General features: G+C 58.6%; 17 protein-coding genes. 3 read left to right on the top strand and 14 right to left on the bottom strand.

Annotated elements, in window-relative coordinates; translation table 11 throughout:
- The first annotated feature begins 619 nt into the window (after positions 1-619).
- Positions 620-2,053, top strand: a complete 1,434-nt coding sequence (locus tag AAIS01_RS08950; protein ID WP_343468680.1) for a P-loop ATPase, Sll1717 family — start codon at positions 620-622, stop codon at positions 2,051-2,053.
- 378 nt (positions 2,054-2,431) lie between these two features.
- On the opposite strand, the gene AAIS01_RS08945 is transcribed toward AAIS01_RS08950, so the two are convergent.
- The 6 genes from AAIS01_RS08945 to AAIS01_RS08920 all read right to left on the bottom strand — a co-directional run bounded on the left by AAIS01_RS08945 (position 2,432) and on the right by AAIS01_RS08920 (position 7,425).
- A complete protein-coding gene (locus tag AAIS01_RS08945; RefSeq protein ID WP_343468679.1) occupies positions 2,432-2,791 on the bottom strand; it encodes a DUF6124 family protein in 360 nt (119 codons plus the stop codon).
- A gap of 728 nt (positions 2,792-3,519) precedes the next feature.
- Positions 3,520-4,155 carry an SCO family protein gene (locus tag AAIS01_RS08940; protein WP_343468678.1) on the bottom strand — a complete coding sequence of 212 codons (636 nt, stop codon included), beginning with the start codon at positions 4,153-4,155 and terminating at the stop codon, positions 3,520-3,522.
- A complete protein-coding gene (cyoE, locus tag AAIS01_RS08935) occupies positions 4,152-5,051 on the bottom strand; it encodes a heme o synthase (RefSeq protein WP_343468677.1) in 900 nt (299 codons plus the stop codon). The genes AAIS01_RS08940 and cyoE overlap by 4 nt, the downstream gene beginning before the upstream one ends.
- The gene (locus tag AAIS01_RS08930) at positions 5,039-6,118 is read right to left on the bottom strand and encodes a COX15/CtaA family protein (RefSeq protein WP_343468676.1); all 1,080 of its coding nucleotides are present in this window, start codon (positions 6,116-6,118) and stop codon (positions 5,039-5,041) included. The genes cyoE and AAIS01_RS08930 overlap by 13 nt, the downstream gene beginning before the upstream one ends.
- A gap of 10 nt (positions 6,119-6,128) precedes the next feature.
- Entirely contained in the window at positions 6,129-6,722 is a 594-nt protein-coding gene (locus tag AAIS01_RS08925) for a hypothetical protein (RefSeq protein WP_343468675.1), read from the bottom strand.
- Positions 6,688-7,425: an SURF1 family protein gene (locus AAIS01_RS08920; protein WP_343468674.1), complete on the bottom strand. Its 738-nt coding sequence runs from the start codon at positions 7,423-7,425 to the stop codon at positions 6,688-6,690. The genes AAIS01_RS08925 and AAIS01_RS08920 overlap by 35 nt, the downstream gene beginning before the upstream one ends.
- Before the next feature lie 70 nt (positions 7,426-7,495).
- Between AAIS01_RS08920 and AAIS01_RS08915 the strand changes: the two genes are divergently transcribed.
- Positions 7,496-7,699: a twin transmembrane helix small protein gene (locus tag AAIS01_RS08915; protein ID WP_343468673.1), complete on the top strand. Its 204-nt coding sequence runs from the start codon at positions 7,496-7,498 to the stop codon at positions 7,697-7,699.
- A 23-nt stretch (positions 7,700-7,722) separates the two neighbouring features.
- Here AAIS01_RS08915 and AAIS01_RS08910 read toward each other — a convergent pair whose 3' ends face one another.
- The 4 genes from AAIS01_RS08910 to coxB form a co-directional block, all read right to left on the bottom strand.
- Positions 7,723-8,610, bottom strand: coding sequence for a cytochrome c oxidase subunit 3 (locus AAIS01_RS08910; RefSeq protein ID WP_343468672.1), 888 nt, complete (start codon positions 8,608-8,610; stop codon positions 7,723-7,725).
- A 24-nt stretch (positions 8,611-8,634) separates the two neighbouring features.
- Positions 8,635-9,186, bottom strand: a complete 552-nt coding sequence (locus AAIS01_RS08905) for a cytochrome c oxidase assembly protein (protein ID WP_343468671.1) — start codon at positions 9,184-9,186, stop codon at positions 8,635-8,637.
- Positions 9,187-9,307: 121 nt separating this feature from the next.
- Complete coding sequence (ctaD, locus tag AAIS01_RS08900) at positions 9,308-10,894, bottom strand: cytochrome c oxidase subunit I (protein WP_092399773.1); 1,587 nt, start codon at positions 10,892-10,894, stop codon at positions 9,308-9,310.
- An 82-nt stretch (positions 10,895-10,976) separates the two neighbouring features.
- Positions 10,977-12,104 (bottom strand): cytochrome c oxidase subunit II, encoded by a 1,128-nt coding sequence (coxB, locus tag AAIS01_RS08895; protein WP_343468670.1) that lies wholly within the window; start codon positions 12,102-12,104, stop codon positions 10,977-10,979.
- A 373-nt stretch (positions 12,105-12,477) separates the two neighbouring features.
- On the opposite strand from coxB, the gene AAIS01_RS08890 reads away from it, so the two are divergent.
- Positions 12,478-13,128: a hypothetical protein gene (locus AAIS01_RS08890; RefSeq protein ID WP_343468669.1), complete on the top strand. Its 651-nt coding sequence runs from the start codon at positions 12,478-12,480 to the stop codon at positions 13,126-13,128.
- Positions 13,129-13,288: 160 nt separating this feature from the next.
- On the opposite strand, the gene AAIS01_RS08885 is transcribed toward AAIS01_RS08890, so the two are convergent.
- The 4 genes from AAIS01_RS08885 to AAIS01_RS08870 form a co-directional block, all read right to left on the bottom strand.
- On the bottom strand, positions 13,289-14,818 hold the full coding sequence (locus AAIS01_RS08885) for a SulP family inorganic anion transporter (RefSeq protein ID WP_343468668.1): 1,530 nt from the start codon (positions 14,816-14,818) through the stop codon (positions 13,289-13,291).
- A 92-nt stretch (positions 14,819-14,910) separates the two neighbouring features.
- Positions 14,911-15,642: a carbonic anhydrase gene (locus AAIS01_RS08880; protein ID WP_047230057.1), complete on the bottom strand. Its 732-nt coding sequence runs from the start codon at positions 15,640-15,642 to the stop codon at positions 14,911-14,913.
- A gap of 195 nt (positions 15,643-15,837) precedes the next feature.
- Positions 15,838-16,896, bottom strand: a complete 1,059-nt coding sequence (locus AAIS01_RS08875; RefSeq protein WP_343468667.1) for a PA0069 family radical SAM protein — start codon at positions 16,894-16,896, stop codon at positions 15,838-15,840.
- A gap of 108 nt (positions 16,897-17,004) precedes the next feature.
- On the bottom strand, positions 17,005-19,032 hold the full coding sequence (locus AAIS01_RS08870) for a M3 family metallopeptidase (protein ID WP_343468666.1): 2,028 nt from the start codon (positions 19,030-19,032) through the stop codon (positions 17,005-17,007).
- Positions 19,033-19,142 lie beyond the last annotated feature (110 nt).

The following is a 19,142-nucleotide window of genomic DNA, read 5'->3' as shown; positions in this document are numbered from 1 at the left end:
TTGGCAGTGTACGAGAGTGGATAGCAGCGCTTTCTGCCGAGCTAGGCCGCATTAGCGTCCTTCACGGATAAGAGGGTGGGCCCTCCTCCAGTCCCCTGGGCCAATGACTTTCCCGAGGGTTCCTAGCGTACCTGAGTGTCATCGATACTGGCTCGGCCAGTGGTAAGGAAACGATAGAGCCTGAGGGCAAGGCTGCAAAGCCGGCGGATTCTGGTGCAGTTGTAGGCAAAGGCGTGAGGAAGCGTGGCTTGGAGGTGCAGTGCTCAGGTCCTGGCTGGCTTGGCCCACAGAAGGTGGGGAAGCAGGAGCAAGCATTCATGCGAATGCTTTTGAAGGGTAAATCTGCGGAAAATAAATCTGTTCCCTTATTTAAGGCAGGTAGGGATAAGGAGGAACCCAGCAGTTAAAAGCTGCAAGGCGAGTTGGCTTTTAGCCTTGACTTGAGACCGGCTAATGGGTGACCCCCATTCTCGGCTATTGGATCGGGATTCGAAATGTGGTGCTCTCGCACGCCTCAGGAGCTTAAGATCAGCAAATGCGAGCGCTCTGCTGGTATAGAGCGTGCGCCTACGAAGGGTAAATTTTAACTGTCATAAATATTATGGATAATTGGTGAAGTATGAATTCATTGCTGGAAGAGATTGAAGAATGGAAACTTGAGGCGAAGCTTGAGAACTCTGATCGATACTTTTATCACACGCGCATAGTCAATCGAATATTGAGCGGTAACAAACTATATGTTGTGGGTAGGAAAGGAACCGGAAAGACCGCAATCAGCGAGCATCTCGACAATAAACGCGAGCCTGGATATCACTCGCAAAAACTGACCTTTAAGAATTTCCCATTTAACAATCTATATGAGCTTCAAGACAAGGGCTTCACGAAGCCCAATCAGTATATTACGCTGTGGAAGTACTTAATCTATTCAACGATTTGCAAGTTGATGTCAAAAAACACCTCGGTCGGACTCGAAACTAGGGAGAGGCTTCAACATATATTTAATGACGATATCGAGAATGCCCTTCCTAATGCAATTGATCGCTGGACTTCACTTAAATTTGATATCAAGATTTTAGGGACAGGAATAGGGTTCGGCACCGACAAAAAAACTGAGGACAAAGGTGGGAGTGATAACTGGATCGAGCGAGTCGATATACTGGAGCATTTCTTAAAGGGACAAATAGGTGCTGATAAATATTTGATAATGTTTGATGAGTTAGATGAAGATTATAAGGATATTATTGAGCCCGAAAAATACAAGCAGTACACGGATCTTTTAACGAGTTTATTCAAAGCGGTGCAAGATATTCGCGCACGATTCTCGGATCGTAAGCTATATCCAGTAGTTTTCATCAGGGACGACATCTACGAGATTCTACAAGATCCGGACAAGACGAAATGGCTTGATTATAAAGCAGACCTTGAATGGGATGAGGATTCCATCAAAAATATGCTTGCATTCAGACTATCGAGGGCTGCTTCTAAAACAGGCGAAATTCAAGAGTTTTCTAAAATTTGGCAATCCTTGTTTACTCAAGGGAATGTTCGATATGGTGATCGTAAAAGAAAGTCGATGACGCCATTCGACTATATAACTAGAAGCTCATTTCTGCGACCTCGCGACTATATAAGGTATTTGCAGGTATGTGCTGAAATGACGCTGGAAAAGGGCTTTGATTATATAGAACCAGCTACACTAAGTGAGGCGGATACTGCTTTCTCCAACTACTTGAGAAGCGAGTTGGAGGATGAGATACATGGTGCAATTCCAGATATACATAAGATATTGGACATTTTCACCACGTTGAGAAAGCAAACTCTAAGAATCGAGGAATTTATTGTTTCTTTCAATCAAGCAAACGAAAACGGCTTGATTAAAACAAATGACAGCCAATTTGTTCTTCAAATGCTTTTTCATTTTAGTATAATTGGGAATCAGCCTAAGCAAGTTAGCTATCAAGTTTTTAGGTATAGAAATAAAGAAGCTCGACTAAATATGAGTGAAAACATAATTTTGCATAGAGGGCTATTTCGCTCACTGCAAATACTGTAATAATCGCGTGCGTTGACTTTCGTGTATGCGAGGGCAGGAATTTGTTCTGCTTTCGCCAGGCAATTCAAAAAATAGCTAGCGAGCCTCTTTCTGTACTCCTTTTTTGAGTTGCAGGCCAAGCATATTCGTTAAGCCTTAATCTGAAGGGGGCCGCCCATCTTTGGGAGGTTTTGATTGGCTGCTCTTTTGCCGTGGCCTTAGGGGTAGGGTTGTTTCTGAAGCGGCGGCGGTTTGAGGAGATTGGCTGAGCGGGAAAAGCTGGCAGATCTAATATCAGAAAATATAGAAAATAAATCTGTCCCGTTATCTCTGGTTAAGGGCCTGCAATGTGTGGCGAGGGGGATTATCTCCTCGCCACACAGCTTGAGGGTGTTGCGGTTAACGTGGATCGACGTTATCCAACACCCGATTCGCCAGCAGCGAACTGAGCTCAATCAACTGCTGAATACCCTGCGCCACATGGCGCCTCGATCCATCCAGATCAAACGCCAGATCACTCACCATCGCATCAGCCGAGGCCAATGTCTCGCTGAGGTTGGCGAGCAAGCATTCGTTATCAAGGCCTTTCACGACGGTGAATAGCTGGCCCGGTTTGGGGGCGTCTTGGGATTTTTCAGATTTCGGCAGCAAATAGTGATCGAGCACGCGTTTGGTGGTTTCGTCTTGCTGCTTGGCTTTGGATTTTGCGGACTGTGCGGTGGAATCTGCTTCTGGAGGATTCGGAGTTATTTTGAACATCGTTGCGTTACCTCTGATTAGTAGGCCGCAACCATCTCGCTACTAAACGAAAGGAGGCAGCTGTGCGCAAGTTAGTAGACCGGCAGAGGCAACGGAAACCGGCGCGCCCGAGGGCGCCATGCGCACAGCCACCATCGAGTGCAGGCGATGCCTGACTGATGAGACTCATGCAACCGTTGCTATTACCGGGCTACTAAACCCGACCACTGATGGGCAGTGGCAGGAAAACAATAGAACCCGGAGACAAGGCGCACAAGCGGGCGGATTCTGGCGTAGTTGTAGGCAAAGGCGCAAGGATGCGTGGGTTGGTGAAAGTGTGTAGCCGGGGTCTGTAGGAGCGGGGTTTGCTGGCGATGCGGGTGACTTGTTTTGGTCTGGAACCGCGTCGATTTCATCGCGAGCAAGCTCGCTCCCACAGGGATTGGGGGCTGTTGCAGATACTGTGTTCACCATCACCCGGTGTGGGAGCGGGCTTGCTCGCGAAGAGGGCGGTACATTCAATATTGATGCAAGCTGACCTGCCGCTTTCGCGAGCAAGCCCGCTCCCACAGAGAGATTGGGGCAGGAGGCTCATCGCCCTGACCCCGGCCATCGCGTTGTGCCATGTTGATCGTGTTCAGCCTTTTGGGGGGCTGCTGCGCAGCCCAGCGGGGATAAATCCCCTCGCCACAAGGGGCTTCCTCACAAGGAATCGGCATGGCTTAGCTGAGCGGCTTGCCCCTCGGAGGTTATTTGCGCTTAAGCATCTCCGGCAACTGCGCCACCAGCTTCTGGTTATTCAACGGCGCACGAATAAACCCACGCTGGGTACCGTCCGGGCCGATGACGGCGAGGTTGCCGCTGTGGTCGACCGTGTAGTTGGGTTTGCTGGTGTCCGCCGGGATGAACGGAATGCTCACCGCGTTGGCCAGCTTCTGCAGGTCTTCGATGGATGACGGGGTCAGGCCGATGAACTGCGGGTCGAAGTAGCCCAGGTACTGCTTGAGTTGCTTGGGCGTGTCGCGGTTCGGGTCGACGCTCACCAGTACGATCTGCAACTTATCCACAGCTTCCTTCGGCAACTCGCTTTTAATCTGGCGCAGTTGGGCGAGGGTGGTCGGGCAGATGTCCGGGCAGAAGGTGTAGCCGAAGAACAGCAGGCTCCATTTGTCTTTCAATTCGTCCATCACCACAGGCTGACCGTCCTGGTCGGTCATTTTCACGTCCGGCAGGTTGCGGCTCTGGGGCAGCAGGATGATGCCGGCGTCGATGAGTGCCGTCTGGGCGCCCTCGCCTTTACCGGACAGCACTTTGTTGATGGTCAGGCCCATGATCAGCGCGATCACGGCCACGAGGATGAAGACGGTTTTCTGGGTTCGAGTCATAGGCTCAACAGTAAGTAGTGATCTACAAGCAGGGCGATGAACAGCAGGAACAAGTACCAGATAGAGTACTTGAACGTGTTGATCGCCGCGTGCGGCCGACTGCCACGGTACAACACCACGGCCCATTGCAGAAACCGGGCGCCCAGCACGAGGGCGCAAACCAGATACAGCACCCCGCTCATCTGGATCACGAAGGGCATCAGGCTCACCGCCAACAGCACCAGGGTGTACAGCAGGATATGGATCTTGGTGTAGTGCTCGCCGTGGGTCACCGGCAGCATCGGGATGTCGGCCTTGGCGTATTCCTCTTTGCGATGAATCGCCAGGGCCCAGAAGTGCGGTGGGGTCCAGGCGAAGATGATCAGCACCAGCAGCAACGGTTCGGCGCTGACATGCCCGGTGGCGGCCACCCAGCCCAGCAGCGGTGGCGCCGCGCCGGCGAGACCGCCGATGACGATGTTCTGCGGCGTCGCCCGTTTGAGGAAACCGGTGTAGATCACCGCATAGCCGAGCAAGGAGGCCAGGGTCAGCCAGGCGGTCAGCGGGTTGGTGAACGCCAGCAACAGCGCTTGGCCGGCCACCGCCAGGGCCAGGGCGAAGGTCAGTGCGGCGGCCGGCGAGACCCGTCCTTCGGCCAAGGGGCGTTTGTGAGTCCGGGCCATCACCGCATCGATGCGCCGGTCCACCACATGGTTGACCGCCGCCGCGCCGCCGGCACACAGGGCAATGCCCAGGTTGCCGAACACCAGGACCGTCCACGGCACCCCGGCGCGGGTGGCGAGGAACATGCCCACCAGCGAGGTGATCAGCATCAGCACCACCACTTTGGGCTTGGTCAGCTCCAGATAATCGCGCCAGATCGCCTGGCTGTGGCGTTCACCGGTCAGGGTTGCCATGGCATCTCTCCTTTTATAGTGATGGGGCTGACGCCGTGTTTATGCGGGTTGAACCGCCAGCGCAGCGGGACTTGATGCTTGACCCGAACCAGGCTGGTGCGGGCGTGATAATTGACCAGCACCAGGGTCAGCAGCAGCGCGGCGCCCCCGGCGTTGTGCGCGACGGCCACCGGCAGCGGTAGATGAAAGAGCACGTTGCTGATGCCCAGGGTGATTTGCGCCGCCAGTGCGATCAGCACCAGCCCGGCCAGCCGGGTCATGCCGACGGTTTTCAATTGCCAGGCCAGCCCCAGCAGCACCACGGTCACCAGCAGCGCGCCGATGCGGTGGGTCAAGTGAATGGCGGTGCGCGCATCGCTGTCGAGCTGGCCGCCCAGGTAGTTCGGGCCGATGTGCTGGGTCAGGTGGAAGCCGTTGGCAAAATCCGCCGGTGGCAGCCATTGGCCGTGGCAGGTCGGGAAGTCGATGCAGGCTACGGCGGCGTAGTTGGAGCTGACCCAGCCGCCGAGGGCGATCTGGCCGATCACCAGCAGCAGGCCGGCGGTGGCCCAGTGTTGCAGTCGCTTGGGCACGGTCAGCGCCGGCAACACACCGGATAATCGCAACGTGAGCAGAAACAGCAGGCTCAGGGTGGCGAAGCCGCCCAGCAGATGCCCGGTCACCACCTGCGGCCACAGCTTGAGGGTGACGGTCCACATGCCGAACGCCGCCTGGGCAACCACCACCGCCAGCAGAAACAGCGGCAGTTTCAATGGCAGGCCGGGGTGGCGCCGGTTCATCCAGGCCCGGGCGGCCAGCGCGGCAATCATCAGCCCCAGCAGGCCGGCGAAGTAGCGATGGACCATCTCGTTCCAGCCCTTGTGGGCTTCCACCGGGGCGTCGGGAAAATGCAGTTCGGCATGGGCCAGTTGGGCTTCGCTCTTGGGCACGCTGATGAAGCCGTAGCAACCGGGCCAGTCCGGGCATCCGAGGCCGGCGTGGGTGAGCCGGGTGTAGGCGCCCAGCAGGACGACGACCAGTGCCAGCAAGGTGGCAAACAGCGCGAGGCGAAATCCAGGTTTGGCCATGTCGATGCCCTCATCCGATGTTCGACAGTTTCAGCAGATGTCGCAGGTCGTTGAGCAGCGCCTTGCCCTTCACCCGGGCGTCATAACGCAGCACCAGGTTGCTATGGGGGTCGATGATCCACAGCTGCGCGCCTTCGGAGCCCTGGGCGCCTTTCTGGTAGGCCGGCAGGTCCAGCGGATAACGTTGCAGTTGCGGGTATTCGCGCTGCAACTGGGCGTCATAGTCGGCGTCCAGCGGTTGCGCGATGGCCAGGGCATGGCTGGCGCGGGAGGCATCGCGGCCCAAGCCGATCTGCACCTGACGGGCCAGGTACACCAGTTGCCGGCAATCCTCGGAGCACACTTGCGGCGCCGTGACCAGGATCTGCCAGCGTTTCTCGTCAGCCTGTACGCCGATCTCGGCGCGGGTCTGGCCGGTGCCGATCAGTTCGCCGTGATAGCTGCGGCTTTCCGGGACCCAGAACTGGAATTTGTACATGATGGTGGCCAGGATCATCGGGCCGATCACCCCGAGCACGATCAGCAGCAGTTGCACGCGGCCGCGTCGACGGTTGTGCGCCGTGGGCGCCTCAGACGTGTTGGTTGGATTCATGGTGTTCCCCATGGTGTCTCCCTGCGTTGTGCCATCCGAGATAAAGAAAGAGGCCGAACAGTGCCGCCGCCATGGCGAACCACTGCACGGCATAGCCGAGGTGTTTTTCCGGGCCCATGGCCACGACCGGCCATTCGGTCCGGTAGGCACCGGGGCCGCTTTGTTGGCGTAATTGGTAGGCGAAGCCGTTGCGGCCCAGTTCGGCCCAGAGTTTGTCCGGCTCGATGGTGGTTACCAGGCGCGGCCACGGGGCGTCGGCCGGGTCGGCGTGGAGCTGGAACGTGGCGCCTGGAGCCACATAGACCCAGGCTTGAAGGCTCACCGGTTGTTCCGGTGTACTGAAGGCCGGCGGGGTGCGGCGGTCAGGCCAGGGTAACCAGCCGCGGTTGACCAGCAGCCACAGCCCGGTGGCATGGTCGAGAAAGGGTTGCAGCAACTCCACGCCGACCTTGCCGTCGAGCTGGCGGTTATCCAGCAGGATGCTGTGTTCGGCGTCGAACTGGCCTCGCAGGCTGACCGGTCGAAAGGCCGGATCCGCCGTCTGTTGCAGTTCGCCGCTGTCCATGGGCGGCGCCACGCGACGCTCGGCATAACTGTGCATGAGCTCGCGTTTCTGCTCGCCCCGGCTCAGTTGCCAGAAACCCAGGCACACCATCACCGGCAGCAGGATCGCCACTACCAGAGACGGCACGATGCCTGGTCGAAAGCCTTTCATGGCGCCGTTCCAAAGCTGTCGAGCGAGATAGCTATACTCACGTGCATCGCGTCCCCCCGGAGTGTCCCTAATGCTAAAAGCAGCCATCGTCCTGATGCTGATTGCCACGATTGCGAGCCTGTTCAGCGGCCTGTTTTTTCTGGTCAAGGACGAAGGCAATTCCAATCGCCTGGTCATCGCCCTGACGATTCGGGTCAGCTTGGCCGCCATCACCGTCGGCTTGATCGCCTGGGGCTTTTTCAGCGGCCAGTTGGTGTCGCATGCTCCTTGGTAAAGAGCCGCCTTGGTAACGGTGCCTCAGAGGATGTAGACGAAGAAGAACAAGCCGATCCACACCACATCGACGAAGTGCCAGTACCAGCTCGCCGCCTCGAAGCCGAACTGATGCTCGTTGTCGAAATGCCCACGCATGACGCGCATCAGCATCACGAACAAAATGATCGTGCCGATGGTGACGTGGGCGCCGTGGAACCCGGTGAGCATGAAGAACGTCGCGCCGTAGATCCCCGAGCCCAAGGTCAGGCCCAGCTCTTTATAGGCGTGGATGTATTCCTCGGCCTGGAAGCCCAGGAAGGCGCAACCCAGCAGCACCGTGATCGCCAGCCAGATTTTCAGCGCGCCGCGATGGCCTTTTTTCAGGGCATGGTGGGCGATGGTCACGGTGACGCTGGAACTGACCAGCAGAATGGTGTTGAGCAACGGCAAGCCCCAAGGGCTGATCACATCCTTGGGTGGTGGGAAGAGTTTCGGGTCGGGGTTGTTCAACAACGGCCAGACGTATTCGAAGTTCGGCCAAAGCATCTCCGACAAACCCTTGCTGCCTTCGCCGGCCAAGCCTGGCGCCGAGATCATGCGCACATAAAACAGCGCGCCGAAGAACGCGACGAAGAACATCACTTCGGAGAAGATGAACCAGCTCATGCCCCAGCGGAATGAGCGGTCAAGCTGCGCGCTGTAGAGCCCGGCGCGGCTTTCCTTGATCACCGCGCCGAACCAGCCGAACAGCATGTAGGCCAGCAACAGGCCACCGACGAAAAAGATCAGCGGGCCGTGGGAGTCAGGCCGGTCGGCTTTCAGGTCGTTGAACCAGGTCGCCAGGCCATACACCGTGACGAACATCCCGACGGTGGCGATGATCGGCCATTTGCTCTGGGCCGGAACGTAATAGTGCTCGTGAGTTGCCATTTATTGTTCTCCTTATCGGGCACGCTATCGGTCAGTGTTTACAGCCACCGGTGGATGACGAGCGGTGATATCGAACAGCGTGTAGGACAGCGTCAGGTGCTTCACTTCCTTGGGCATGTCCCGGTCAACGATGAAGCGCATGGGCATTTCGATACGTTCGCCGGGTTGCAGCACTTGCTGGGTAAAACAAAAGCATTCGGTCTTATGGAAATAGGCCGCCGCGTTGCTCGGCGCGATGCTCGGAACGGCCTGGGCGCTCATCGGCCGATCGGTAGGGTTGTGGGCAACGAAGACCATCTCGTTCACCGCCCCCGGCTTAACCACCAGTTCATCGCCCTTGGGATAGAAATCCCAGACCATGTCCACCGAGTTGGTCGACAGGAACTGCACGCGCACCTGGCGGGATTCATCCACGGTTTGCTCGCCTTCGTACTGCCCGGCAGTCTTGCCGTTGATGCCGAAGGCCTTGCACATCACGTCGTAGATCGGCACCAGGGCAAACCCGAAGACAAACATGGCCACCACCACCACAAGCAGGCGAGTGACCAGTTTCTTCAGTGAGATTGAATCAGCCATGGTTTCCAGTCCTTACCAGGAACCCTGTGGGAGCGAGCTTGCTCGCGATAGCGGTGTGTCTGACACACCGAGTCGCAGCCATCGCGAGCAAGCTCGCTCCCACACAGATTCCCAGCGTCATCTATTTCACTTCCGGCGGTGTAGTAAAGGTGTGGTACGGCGCCGGCGACGGCACGCTCCACTCCAACCCTTCGGCCCCATCCCACGGCTTGGCCGGCGCCGGCTCGCCGCCGCGAATGGTCTTGATCACGATGAACAGGAAGAAGATCTGCGTGGTGCCGAACATGAAGGCGCCGATGGACGAGACCATGTTGAAGTCGGCGAACTGCAGGTTGTAGTCCGGGATCCGCCGGGGCATGCCCGCCAGGCCAACGAAGTGCATCGGGAAGAACGCCAGGTTCATGCCGACGAACGACAGCCAGAAGTGCAGTTTGCCGAGGGTTTCGTCGTACATGTGGCCGGTCCATTTCGGCAGCCAGTAGTAGGCCGAGGCAAAGATCCCGAAGATCGCGCCGGGCACCAGCACATAGTGGAAGTGCGCGACCACGAAGTAGGTGTCCTGGTACTGGAAGTCCGCCGGGGCGATGGCCAGCATCAGCCCGGAGAAACCGCCAATGGAAAACAGGATCACGAACGCCACGGCAAACAGCATCGGCGTCTCGAAGGTCAGTGAGCCTTGCCACATGGTGCTGGCCCAGTTGAACACCTTCACCCCGGTGGGCACGGCGATCAGCAGGGTGGCGTACATGAAGAACAGCTCGCCCACCAGCGGAATGCCCACCACGAACATGTGGTGCGCCCAAACGATGAACGACAGGAACGCAATGGCCGCCGTGGCATAGACCATCGAGGTGTAGCCGAACAGCGGCTTGCGGGAGAACGCCGGGATGATCGAGCTGACGGCACCGAAGGCCGGCAGGATCATGATGTACACCTCGGGATGCCCGAAGAACCAGAACACGTGCTGGAACAGCACCGGGTCACCCCCGCCGGCGGCACTGAAGAAGCTGGTGCCGAAGTGGATGTCCATCAGCATCATCGTCACGCAGCCGGCCAGCACCGGCATCACCGCGATCAGCAGGAACGCGGTGATCAGCCAGGTCCAGACGAACAGCGGCATTTTCATCAGGGTCATGCCGGGGGCACGCAGGTTGAGGATGGTGGCGACCACGTTGATCGCGCCCATGATCGAACTGATGCCCATCAGGTGGATGGCAAAGATGAAGAACGTCACGCTTTCCGGCGCATAGGTGGTGGACAGCGGCGCGTAGAAGGTCCAGCCAAAGTTCGGCCCGCCGCCTTCCGTGAAGAGCGTGGACACCAACATCAGGAACGCCGCCGGCAACAACCAGAAACTGAAGTTGTTCATGCGCGGCAGGGCCATGTCTGGCGCGCCGATCATCAGCGGGATCATCCAGTTGGCCAGGCCGACGAAGGCCGGCATCACCGCGCCGAAGACCATCACCAGGCCGTGCATGGTGGTCATCTGGTTGAAGAACTCCGGCTGCACGATCTGCAGGCCGGGCTGGAACAGCTCGGCGCGGATCACCATGGCGAACGAGCCGCCCAGCAGAAACATGGAGAAGGCGAACCACAGGTACAGCGTGCCGATATCCTTGTGGTTGGTGGTCAGTACCCAGCGCATCAGCCCTTTGGCGGGGCCGTGGGCGTGGTCGGCATGACCGTGGTCATCGATCACAGCACTCATGTCCTGTCTCCTTCGAACGAGTGGGCTGGGCGGCGCGCGGCTGTGAGCTGCGACCGGTTGCGGGAGCAAACGTCAGGCCGGCTCATTGGCTTTCCGCCTGTTTGAGTTCCAGCACTTCTTTAGGCGTCACCATGTCGCCCTTGTTGTTGCCCCAGGCGTTACGTTCATAGGTCACGACCGCCGCGATATCGACTTCCGACAATTGCTTGCCGAACGCAGCCATGGAGGTGCCCGGTTTGCCGTGGAAGACAATGTTCAGGTGATCCTTGATCGGCCCAGTGGCGATTTTCGAGCCCTTGAGCGCCGGGAACATCGGCGGCAAGCCCTGGCCTTCGGCCTGGTGACAGGCCACGCAGGTGGTGTGATAGACCTTGTCGCCACGCTCGATGAGCTCTTGCTGCGTCCATTCCTTGCTGGTCAGCTCTTTGAGCTGCGCCGCTTCGGCCTTGCGTTCGGCCAGCCATGCTTCGTAGTCGGGTTTGCTCTTGACCTCGACCACGATCGGCATGAACCCGTGGTCCTTGCCGCACAGTTCGGCGCATTGGCCGCGATACAGGCCGGGCTTGTCGACGCGGGTCCAGGCTTCGTTGACGAAGCCGGGAATCGCATCGCGCTTGACCGCGAACGCGGGCACCCACCAGGAGTGGATCACGTCGGCGGAGGTCACCAGAAAGCGCACCTTGGCATCGACCGGCAGCACCAGCGGCTTGTCGACCTCCAACAGGTAGTGCTCGCCTTTGGCGCTCTGGTTATTGATTTGTTCGGAGGGAGTGGACAGGTTGCTGAAGAACTCGACGTCCTGGCCCAGGTATTTGTAGTGCCACTTCCATTGATAGCCGGTGACCTGGATATCGATGTCCGACTCGCTGGAGTCGTACATCTTGATCAGGGTGGCGGTGGCGGGAACCGCCATTGCGACCAGGATCAGGAAAGGCACGATGGTCCAGAGAATTTCGACGCGGGTGTTTTCGTGGAAATTGGCCGCGTTCTGGCCGGTTGAGCGGCGGTGCATCATCATCGACCAGAACATGGCGCCGAAGACGATGATGCCGATCACTACACAGATCCAGAAGATGGTCATGTGCAGGTCGAACACTGCATTGCTGATCTGTGTCGCTCCAGGCGCCATATTCACAGTCCAGGCTGCTTGCGCCTGGCTGAAAATCGACCACAACAGGAGGCCCATCCATACGTGTGGATGTCGCGTCATTGCGGGTTCCCCTTATCGTTCTTGTTATCCCGTCGGCGTAACGCCAGCGGCAAGGGATCGGCTACTTCAGACTACCAACTTGACTCGCCGCGCCTTGCTGCACATGCAATCGGGTGTCATCAGCTAACTCCATTCCAAACCGAGTATAGACAGCACCTGCAACCTCGCAACGCGATGGCGTAAATCGTTTGAAACAGGCAGGGCTTGCGCTAGAGCCCACGAATGGAGAAGGATGCGAACCTGAGTGATGGCAAACCGATATAACAGCGACGTATCAAGGACGAACCGGTTATGAAAAATAGGTCTGAGGAGTGTCTTTTCGCCAGCTAAGTTATGTCTTCCTTATTTCATTGCCTTGTTCCCTGGAGTTGTCATGAACACCGCCGCATTGCGCGAGCAGATCCAAAAAGCCCAACAACATGAGGCCGAGACCGGCCAACTGACGCGTCAGCTGGAGGCCCAGCTGCCGAACCTGCACCGTGCTATCCAGTTGCCGGACGCGGACGCCAACGACGTCCTGACGCGTTTCGTCGCCGCCTACATTGATGAAGTGCCCGATCTGCTGGATGCGGCCAATGAAGTCGCCAGGGAGGCGGGTATCGAGTCGCAGATCAAACCCGTACTGAAGATTGCCGAACAGTACTTCCTCCAGCCGCCGACGATCATGGCCGGCCATGTCGGGCTCGACAGCCTGCTGGACGAAGCCTATCTGGCGCACCGGTTTGTCGAGGAGGTCAATGACCTGTACATCAAGCATTTCGGCCAGCCACTGATCCCCTTGGACATGACGGTCGCCAATCTGATTGCCCACCAGTTGATCGGGGAGGAGTTTGCCAATCAACTCGATGAAGTGGTGCACCACACGTTCGATGAGATGCTCAATGACGAGACGTTTGCATTGGAGTCGGTAGAAACCTACCGCGAGAAGCTCAGCAGTCCGCAAACCGGCGCGGCCTGGAAGCGCTGGCCGTGCATGTCCCGTCGCTTGGGCGTGGGTCTGGAACTGGATCAGCCGGCGGCTTGATCCATCAGGAAAACATGAAACCCTTGTGGGAGCGGGCTTGCTCGCGAAAGCGGTGTATCAGCTAACGAATGAGTTGCCTGACACGACGCCTTCGCGAGCAAGCCCGCTCCCACATTGGATCTGTGTTGTTCGTGAATAATGGGTTCCACAGAGGGAGAGGTTATCCCGCCGCTGCGCCCACCCCCACCGTGGTGCGCAAGCGCCCTTCCAGCCTGCGCTTGAGCCCGCGGGATTCGATCAGCAGTTTCGAACCCTTGCTGGCATTCGCCCGGCCCCATTCTTCCAGCAATTCCAGACACGAATGGTCGATGTAGCTCAGGTTATTGAGCGGCACATGCACCGTCGCGCCTGTGGGAATGGTGCCCAGCACCTGGGTCAGCGCCGGAACCTTCAGGAAGGTTGCCGCCCCCACCAGGCGCAATTCCATTTCACCCTCCTGGGGCAGATCGATCAGGCTGATTTTCAGTCGGGAGGCTTTCCAGGCCAGTTTTGCGAGGGTCAGGCCAAAACCGATCAATACGCCGGTCAGCAGGTCGGTGAAGATGATCGCCAGCGCCGTTGCGGCATAGGTGAACATCGGCATCCGGCCATAACGTCCCAGCCCGCGAAACGCCTTGAGATCCACCAGTTTGAAACCGGTGTACACCAACACACCCGCCAGGCTCGCCACCGGAATGCTCTGGAGCACACTGGACAGCAGAAGCACGAAGAGCAACAGCCATAGGCCATGAAAAATCGTCGACATCCGCGTGGTCGCCCCGGCCTGGACGTTGGCCGAACTGCGCACGATCACACCGGTCATCGGCAGGGCGCCGAGCAGACCGCAGAGCATGTTGCCGATGCCCTGGGCCGACAGTTCCCGGTCGAAATCGGCACGCTCACCGCTGTGCATGCGATCCACGGCGGCGGCCGACAGCAGTGTTTCGGCACTGGCGATGAAAGCGACAGCGAACGCGGCGATCAGCAGCGTCGGGTCGGCCAGGTTCAGCAGGTCCGCCGGGCGCAGCCAATCAATGGCTTCGGCCATGTTCTCCGGCACTTCCACACGCTTGACCTGCAAGGCCAGCAGCAGGCTGGCGACGGTCGCCAGGCCGACACCCAGCAAGGCGCCAGGAATGAAGCGCAGGCTGTGGGGACGAAATTTTTCCCACAGCCACATCACTGCAATCGTCGACAAACCGAGCAGACCCGCCTGCCAGCCGAACGACGGTAAGGCCTGAGCCACTGCCGCAGGGAACGCCGCCAGATTATCCAGCCCCGAGGGCTTAGGCACCGCGTCGAGCATCACATGGACCTGGGACAACACGATCAGCACACCGATACCCGCCAGCATCCCGTAGACCACCGCCGGCGCTGTCACCCGGAACCAGCAGCCCAGGCGAAAGCGCCCGGCCAGCAACTGTAGTAGACCGGCCAGCAGCAGGATCGGCCCGAGCATCGCGACGCCGTGCTGGCGCACCAGTTCGAAAACCAATACCGCCAACCCGGCGGCCGGGCCGCTGACTTGCAACTTGGAGCCGGCCAGAAAACCCACGACCAGCCCGCCGATGATGCCGGTGATCAGACCTTTGGCGGGTGGTAGGCCAGACGCAATGGCAATGCCCATGCACAAGGGCAGCGCCACCAGAAACACCACCACGGAAGCCAACAGCTCCCGTGGCAGAACAGCTTTTAATTGAGCAGCACGCATGGCGACTCTCCCGAAGTTTTCTTCAGGCATGGCGAGGCCCTACCGCGTAAACAGCGGTAAGGCTTGAACCATGCAAGGATGATTAGGAGTGGTTAGAAGCGCGCTTTAGGCGTCGCCACCGGTATCGGATGGCTGCCATCGAGCGGCAGGAAACAACCCTGGTCCGCGTCGTAGGCTTTGATCTCGCTGGTCTCGATGTTGTACACCCAGCCATGGATGAACAACTGGCCGTTGGCCATGCGAGAGGCGACCGAGGGATGCGTTCGCAGATGTTGTAACTGCGCAATCACGTTCTCTTCGGTAAGGATCGGCATGATCTGTTTTTCGTCACCGCACGGGCAATTGTCATGAACCATGGTCTTGGCCACTTCGGCGTGGCGCAGCCAGGCTTTGACCGTGGGCATTTTTTCCAGAGTGTCCGGATTCAACACGGCACGCATGGCGCCGCAGTCGGAGTGACCGCAGACGATGATGTGCTGCACACCGAGGGCCAGCACGGCGTATTCGATGGCGGTGGAGACGCCGCCGTTCATCTGGCCGTAAGGCGGAACGACGTTGCCGACGTTGCGGGTCACGAACAGGTCGCCTGGGGAGCTATGGGTAATCAGCTCGGGCACGATGCGCGAATCGGCGCAGGTAATGAACATCGCCCTGGGCGCTTGCGCCGTGGCGAGTTTCTTGAAGAGTTCTTCCTGCTGGGGAAAGATTTCGTGATGAAAATGCAAAAAGCCGTCAACAATATGCTGCAGCGCTGCATCGGCGGTTTCCGCCTCGGGTTGGGCTGAAGCCGACGCAGCCAACGGCTGTTTATCCTTGTCACTCATGATTCATCCTCTTTGAATAGCGCCAGTGGCTGGAAAAAAAATCCAGGTCGAGGTGTTCGACCTGTCAGTCACTCGATGAACAAGGTAGCGGCCGAAACTTAACTCAAACTGAATCAAAGGCTCTAGAACAACGATTACAGGTGACCGGGAACGCAAGTGCCGTTCATGCAGCCTATGCTCTACGTTCAACTTTAATCAAATCAAAGACATCTGTCGGCCCGGCGGACAAAAGGCGTCGCAATCGAGATTGTAACCTTCCCGGCGCTCCAGCCCCAGACGCTTGAGCGCCTTGGCGAAACGCTGGGCCAACAGGTCGGCGAAGGGGCCTTCACCACGCATCCGAGAACCGAAGCGGCTGTCATACAGTTCGCCGCCACGGCTCTGGCGAACCAGGCTCAGCACATGAGCCGCGCGTTGCGGGTAGTGCGCCTGCAGCCATTCTTCGAATAGCGGTGCCACTTCCAACGGCAAGCGCAGCATCATGTAGGCGGCACTCTGCGCGCCGGCGGCGTGGGCTTCGGTCAGCAGGCTTTCGATCTCGCTGTCGTTGATCATCGGGATCATCGGTGAACACAGAACGCCCACGGGAATGCCCGCCTCGCGCATGACCTTGATTGCTCGCAGCCGCGCCTTGGGTGCTGCCGCGCGCGGTTCGAGGATGCGCTTGAGTTCATCGTCCAGGGTGGTGAGGCTGATCATGACCTTGACCAGGCGTTGTTGCGCCAGCTCGGTCAGCAGGTCCAGGTCACGCAGAATCAGCGAGCCTTTGGTGACGATGGTCACCGGATGGCGGTAGCGCAGCAGCACTTCGAGAATCCGGCGAGTAATGCATTGCTCACGTTCGATCGGCTGGTAAGGGTCGGTATTGGACCCCAGGTTGATCGGCGCGCACTGATAACCACGCCTGGACAACTGCTCCTCCAGCACGTCGGCGGCATTGGTCTTGGCGATCAGCTTCGTTTCGAAATCCAGCCCGGGCGACATGTCCCAATACGCGTGGCTGGGCCGCGCATAGCAGTAGATACAGCCATGTTCACAACCCCGGTAAGGATTGATGGAGCGGTCGAAAGGGAGATCCGGTGAGGTGTTGCGAGTAATGATGGTCTTCGCCGTTTCGATGCGCACTTCGGTGCCCTGGGTTTGCGGGACTTCCTGATACCAACCGTCATCTTCGGCCACCGAGCGACGCGGGGCGAAGCGGTTGTGCGGGTTGGTCGCGGTGCCACGGCCGCGAGGCGGAAATGACGAGGACATGGTTCATGCTCCGAATTGGCTGTATGTATGTACAGTATTCGGTTGGGCCGATTTTAACCAGTGCCGTTCAGCTGTCAGACGGCTGGCGGCACGGTTGAGACGGTTAGGTCATTCACCCTCGCGTTTGCCCAAGGGCCCGAGGGCCGATCCTCCTCCCAGGAAGGCTGTGATGGAGTCGAGCAGAGGCCGCGAATCACCTGGGCCCAACACGGTCTCGCGTAATGCTCGCCCTGTCGTGCCGTTGAACACCCCCTCGCGCCGGAACCTCTCGAACACCAGCTTCGCCAGTTCCTTCGCCCAGCCGTAGGTGTAAATCCCCGCCGCGTAGCCTGTCACCATATAGTCCAGGCCATTGGGCCACCGCTCATTAGCCAGCCGTGGCAGCAACCCCACCTGTGCATTGGCATGATCGAATATCTGCTGGGCGGTACGACCGTCGCCATGGCTGCGGTGCAACTCCAGGTCGAATAGTGCTTTGCGCAGGAAATCAGCGGTGTCCCAACTGGTCTGGGTATGGAGGTAAACCAGCAACCGATCAACCATTTCCTCTGGCAGGGGCGCCCCGGTCTGATGATGCTTCGACAAGCGGATCAGACATCGTTTGGAAAAGCACCATTGCTCGAACAGAATCCCGGCGAACTCGGCCGTATCCCGGGGAAGCTCGGTGATTCCGGAAATCTCGCGATATTCGACGCGGCTCAATACGTGATGCAGGCAATGGCCGAACTCATGGAAGAGGATCCGTAGCTGTTGGTGGTCCAGCAGTAGGGGATCGGTGCCTGAGCTGCGCGGCAGCCAGCCGTGCAAAACAGCGATAGGGTGGCGGGGGCGACCCTCGGCCGTGATGCGGCGGTTCCGCGGGGCCGTGGTATGGGGGAAACCGTCCTGACCGGCCGTTTCGAACGGGTCGAAATAAATGTAGCCAATGGTTGCGTCCCACTCTCGGACTTCCAGGAGACGCACATCCGAGTGCCAGGTCGCCACGTCCGGACGCTCGACGATGGTCACACCAAACAGCTCCTTGGCAATCTGCAACAACCCGTAAAGCGTCGGCTCCAGGGCAAACCAGGCGCTGATGGTCTGTTCCGATATACCGGCCGTTTGACGGCGTAGTTTTTCCGCCAGGTATTGATAGTTCCAAGGTTGCAGCTCGCGAAAGCCTTCCTGCAGGGCAAATGCTTCCAATTGCCGGGCGTCGCGGTCGAATACGTCTTGCTGCCGTCCAAGTTGTCCTTCCAGGAACGCCAGGACCTGTTCGGGCGATTCGGCTTGCTCCGACTCGATCGCCATTTGCGCGTAATTCTCGTAGCCCAGCAGGTTGGCGTACTGATGGCGATCCCGCAGCAACTGCCTAAGCACATCGCCATTGTCGTACACGCCTGCATGCGGTCCTTGATCCGATGCGCGGGTGCTGTAGGCAACGTAGATTTGCTTGCGCAGCAGGGGATCGTCAGCGTAACGGGTGACGGTTCGGTACGAGTCGTCGTTAAGGGCCAGTAACCATCCCGTATGCCCTTTTTCACGCGCCTGGTCGGCCATGCGTTGTTTGAAAGGCGCCGGTAGACCGCTCAATCGGGCCTCGTCGTGGAACGCTTTGCTCCAGGCCTTGTTGGCCTCGTGCAAATGTTCCAGGAACAAACTGCAAGCGCCCCGGATTCGCAACTTCAGGTCCTCCACGTCTGCTTGGGCAGTGAGCGCCAGGCCATGCTCGTGGAACTGGCGGAGGATCTTTGCCAAGGCTCTTTTTCTCGCCGGTGCAAAATGAAGGGCTATCTGGCTGTCTGCCAAGCGCTGGTAGAGTTCGAACAGTTCACGATGTTGCCTCAGCGACCTCTGGTATTGCTCCAGTCGCTCGCTGCAATCGAGCGATGCCTGCTCCCAGGCCCGTCCTGTCCTGGTCGTCGTCAGACGGTGCAGCACATAGCCGAAACCTTTCAATCGCGCATGGATTTCATCCATGGCCAGCACCAGGTCGTCCCAGGTGGGAAACGGCGCCTGGGTCTTGATGATCTGGGCCACCTGGGCGCGGCTCTCCGTAAGAATCCGGTCGAGGGCCGGTGAGAAGTGTTCAGCTTGGATCTGCGAAAAGGGTGGCAGGTCATAGGCCTGCAGCAGCGGGTTGTCATCGTTGAGCATGGGAAACCTTCCGGCCTGTCTTGTCTGAGTCGACAGTCTGGGGAGGAAGGTGAGGAGCCTTGCGGTATATATGTATCGCTCCCGGGCCGGGGCGGCCCGGAAGGTGATGC

Origin of the sequence: Pseudomonas halotolerans (assembly GCF_039581215.1) — a bacterium.
In the GTDB taxonomy this organism is placed as follows: Bacteria; Pseudomonadota; Gammaproteobacteria; order Pseudomonadales; family Pseudomonadaceae; genus Aquipseudomonas; species Aquipseudomonas tehranensis.
Note: the sequence above shows the minus strand (reverse complement) of the source record. Positions and strands in the feature narration are given on the sequence as shown.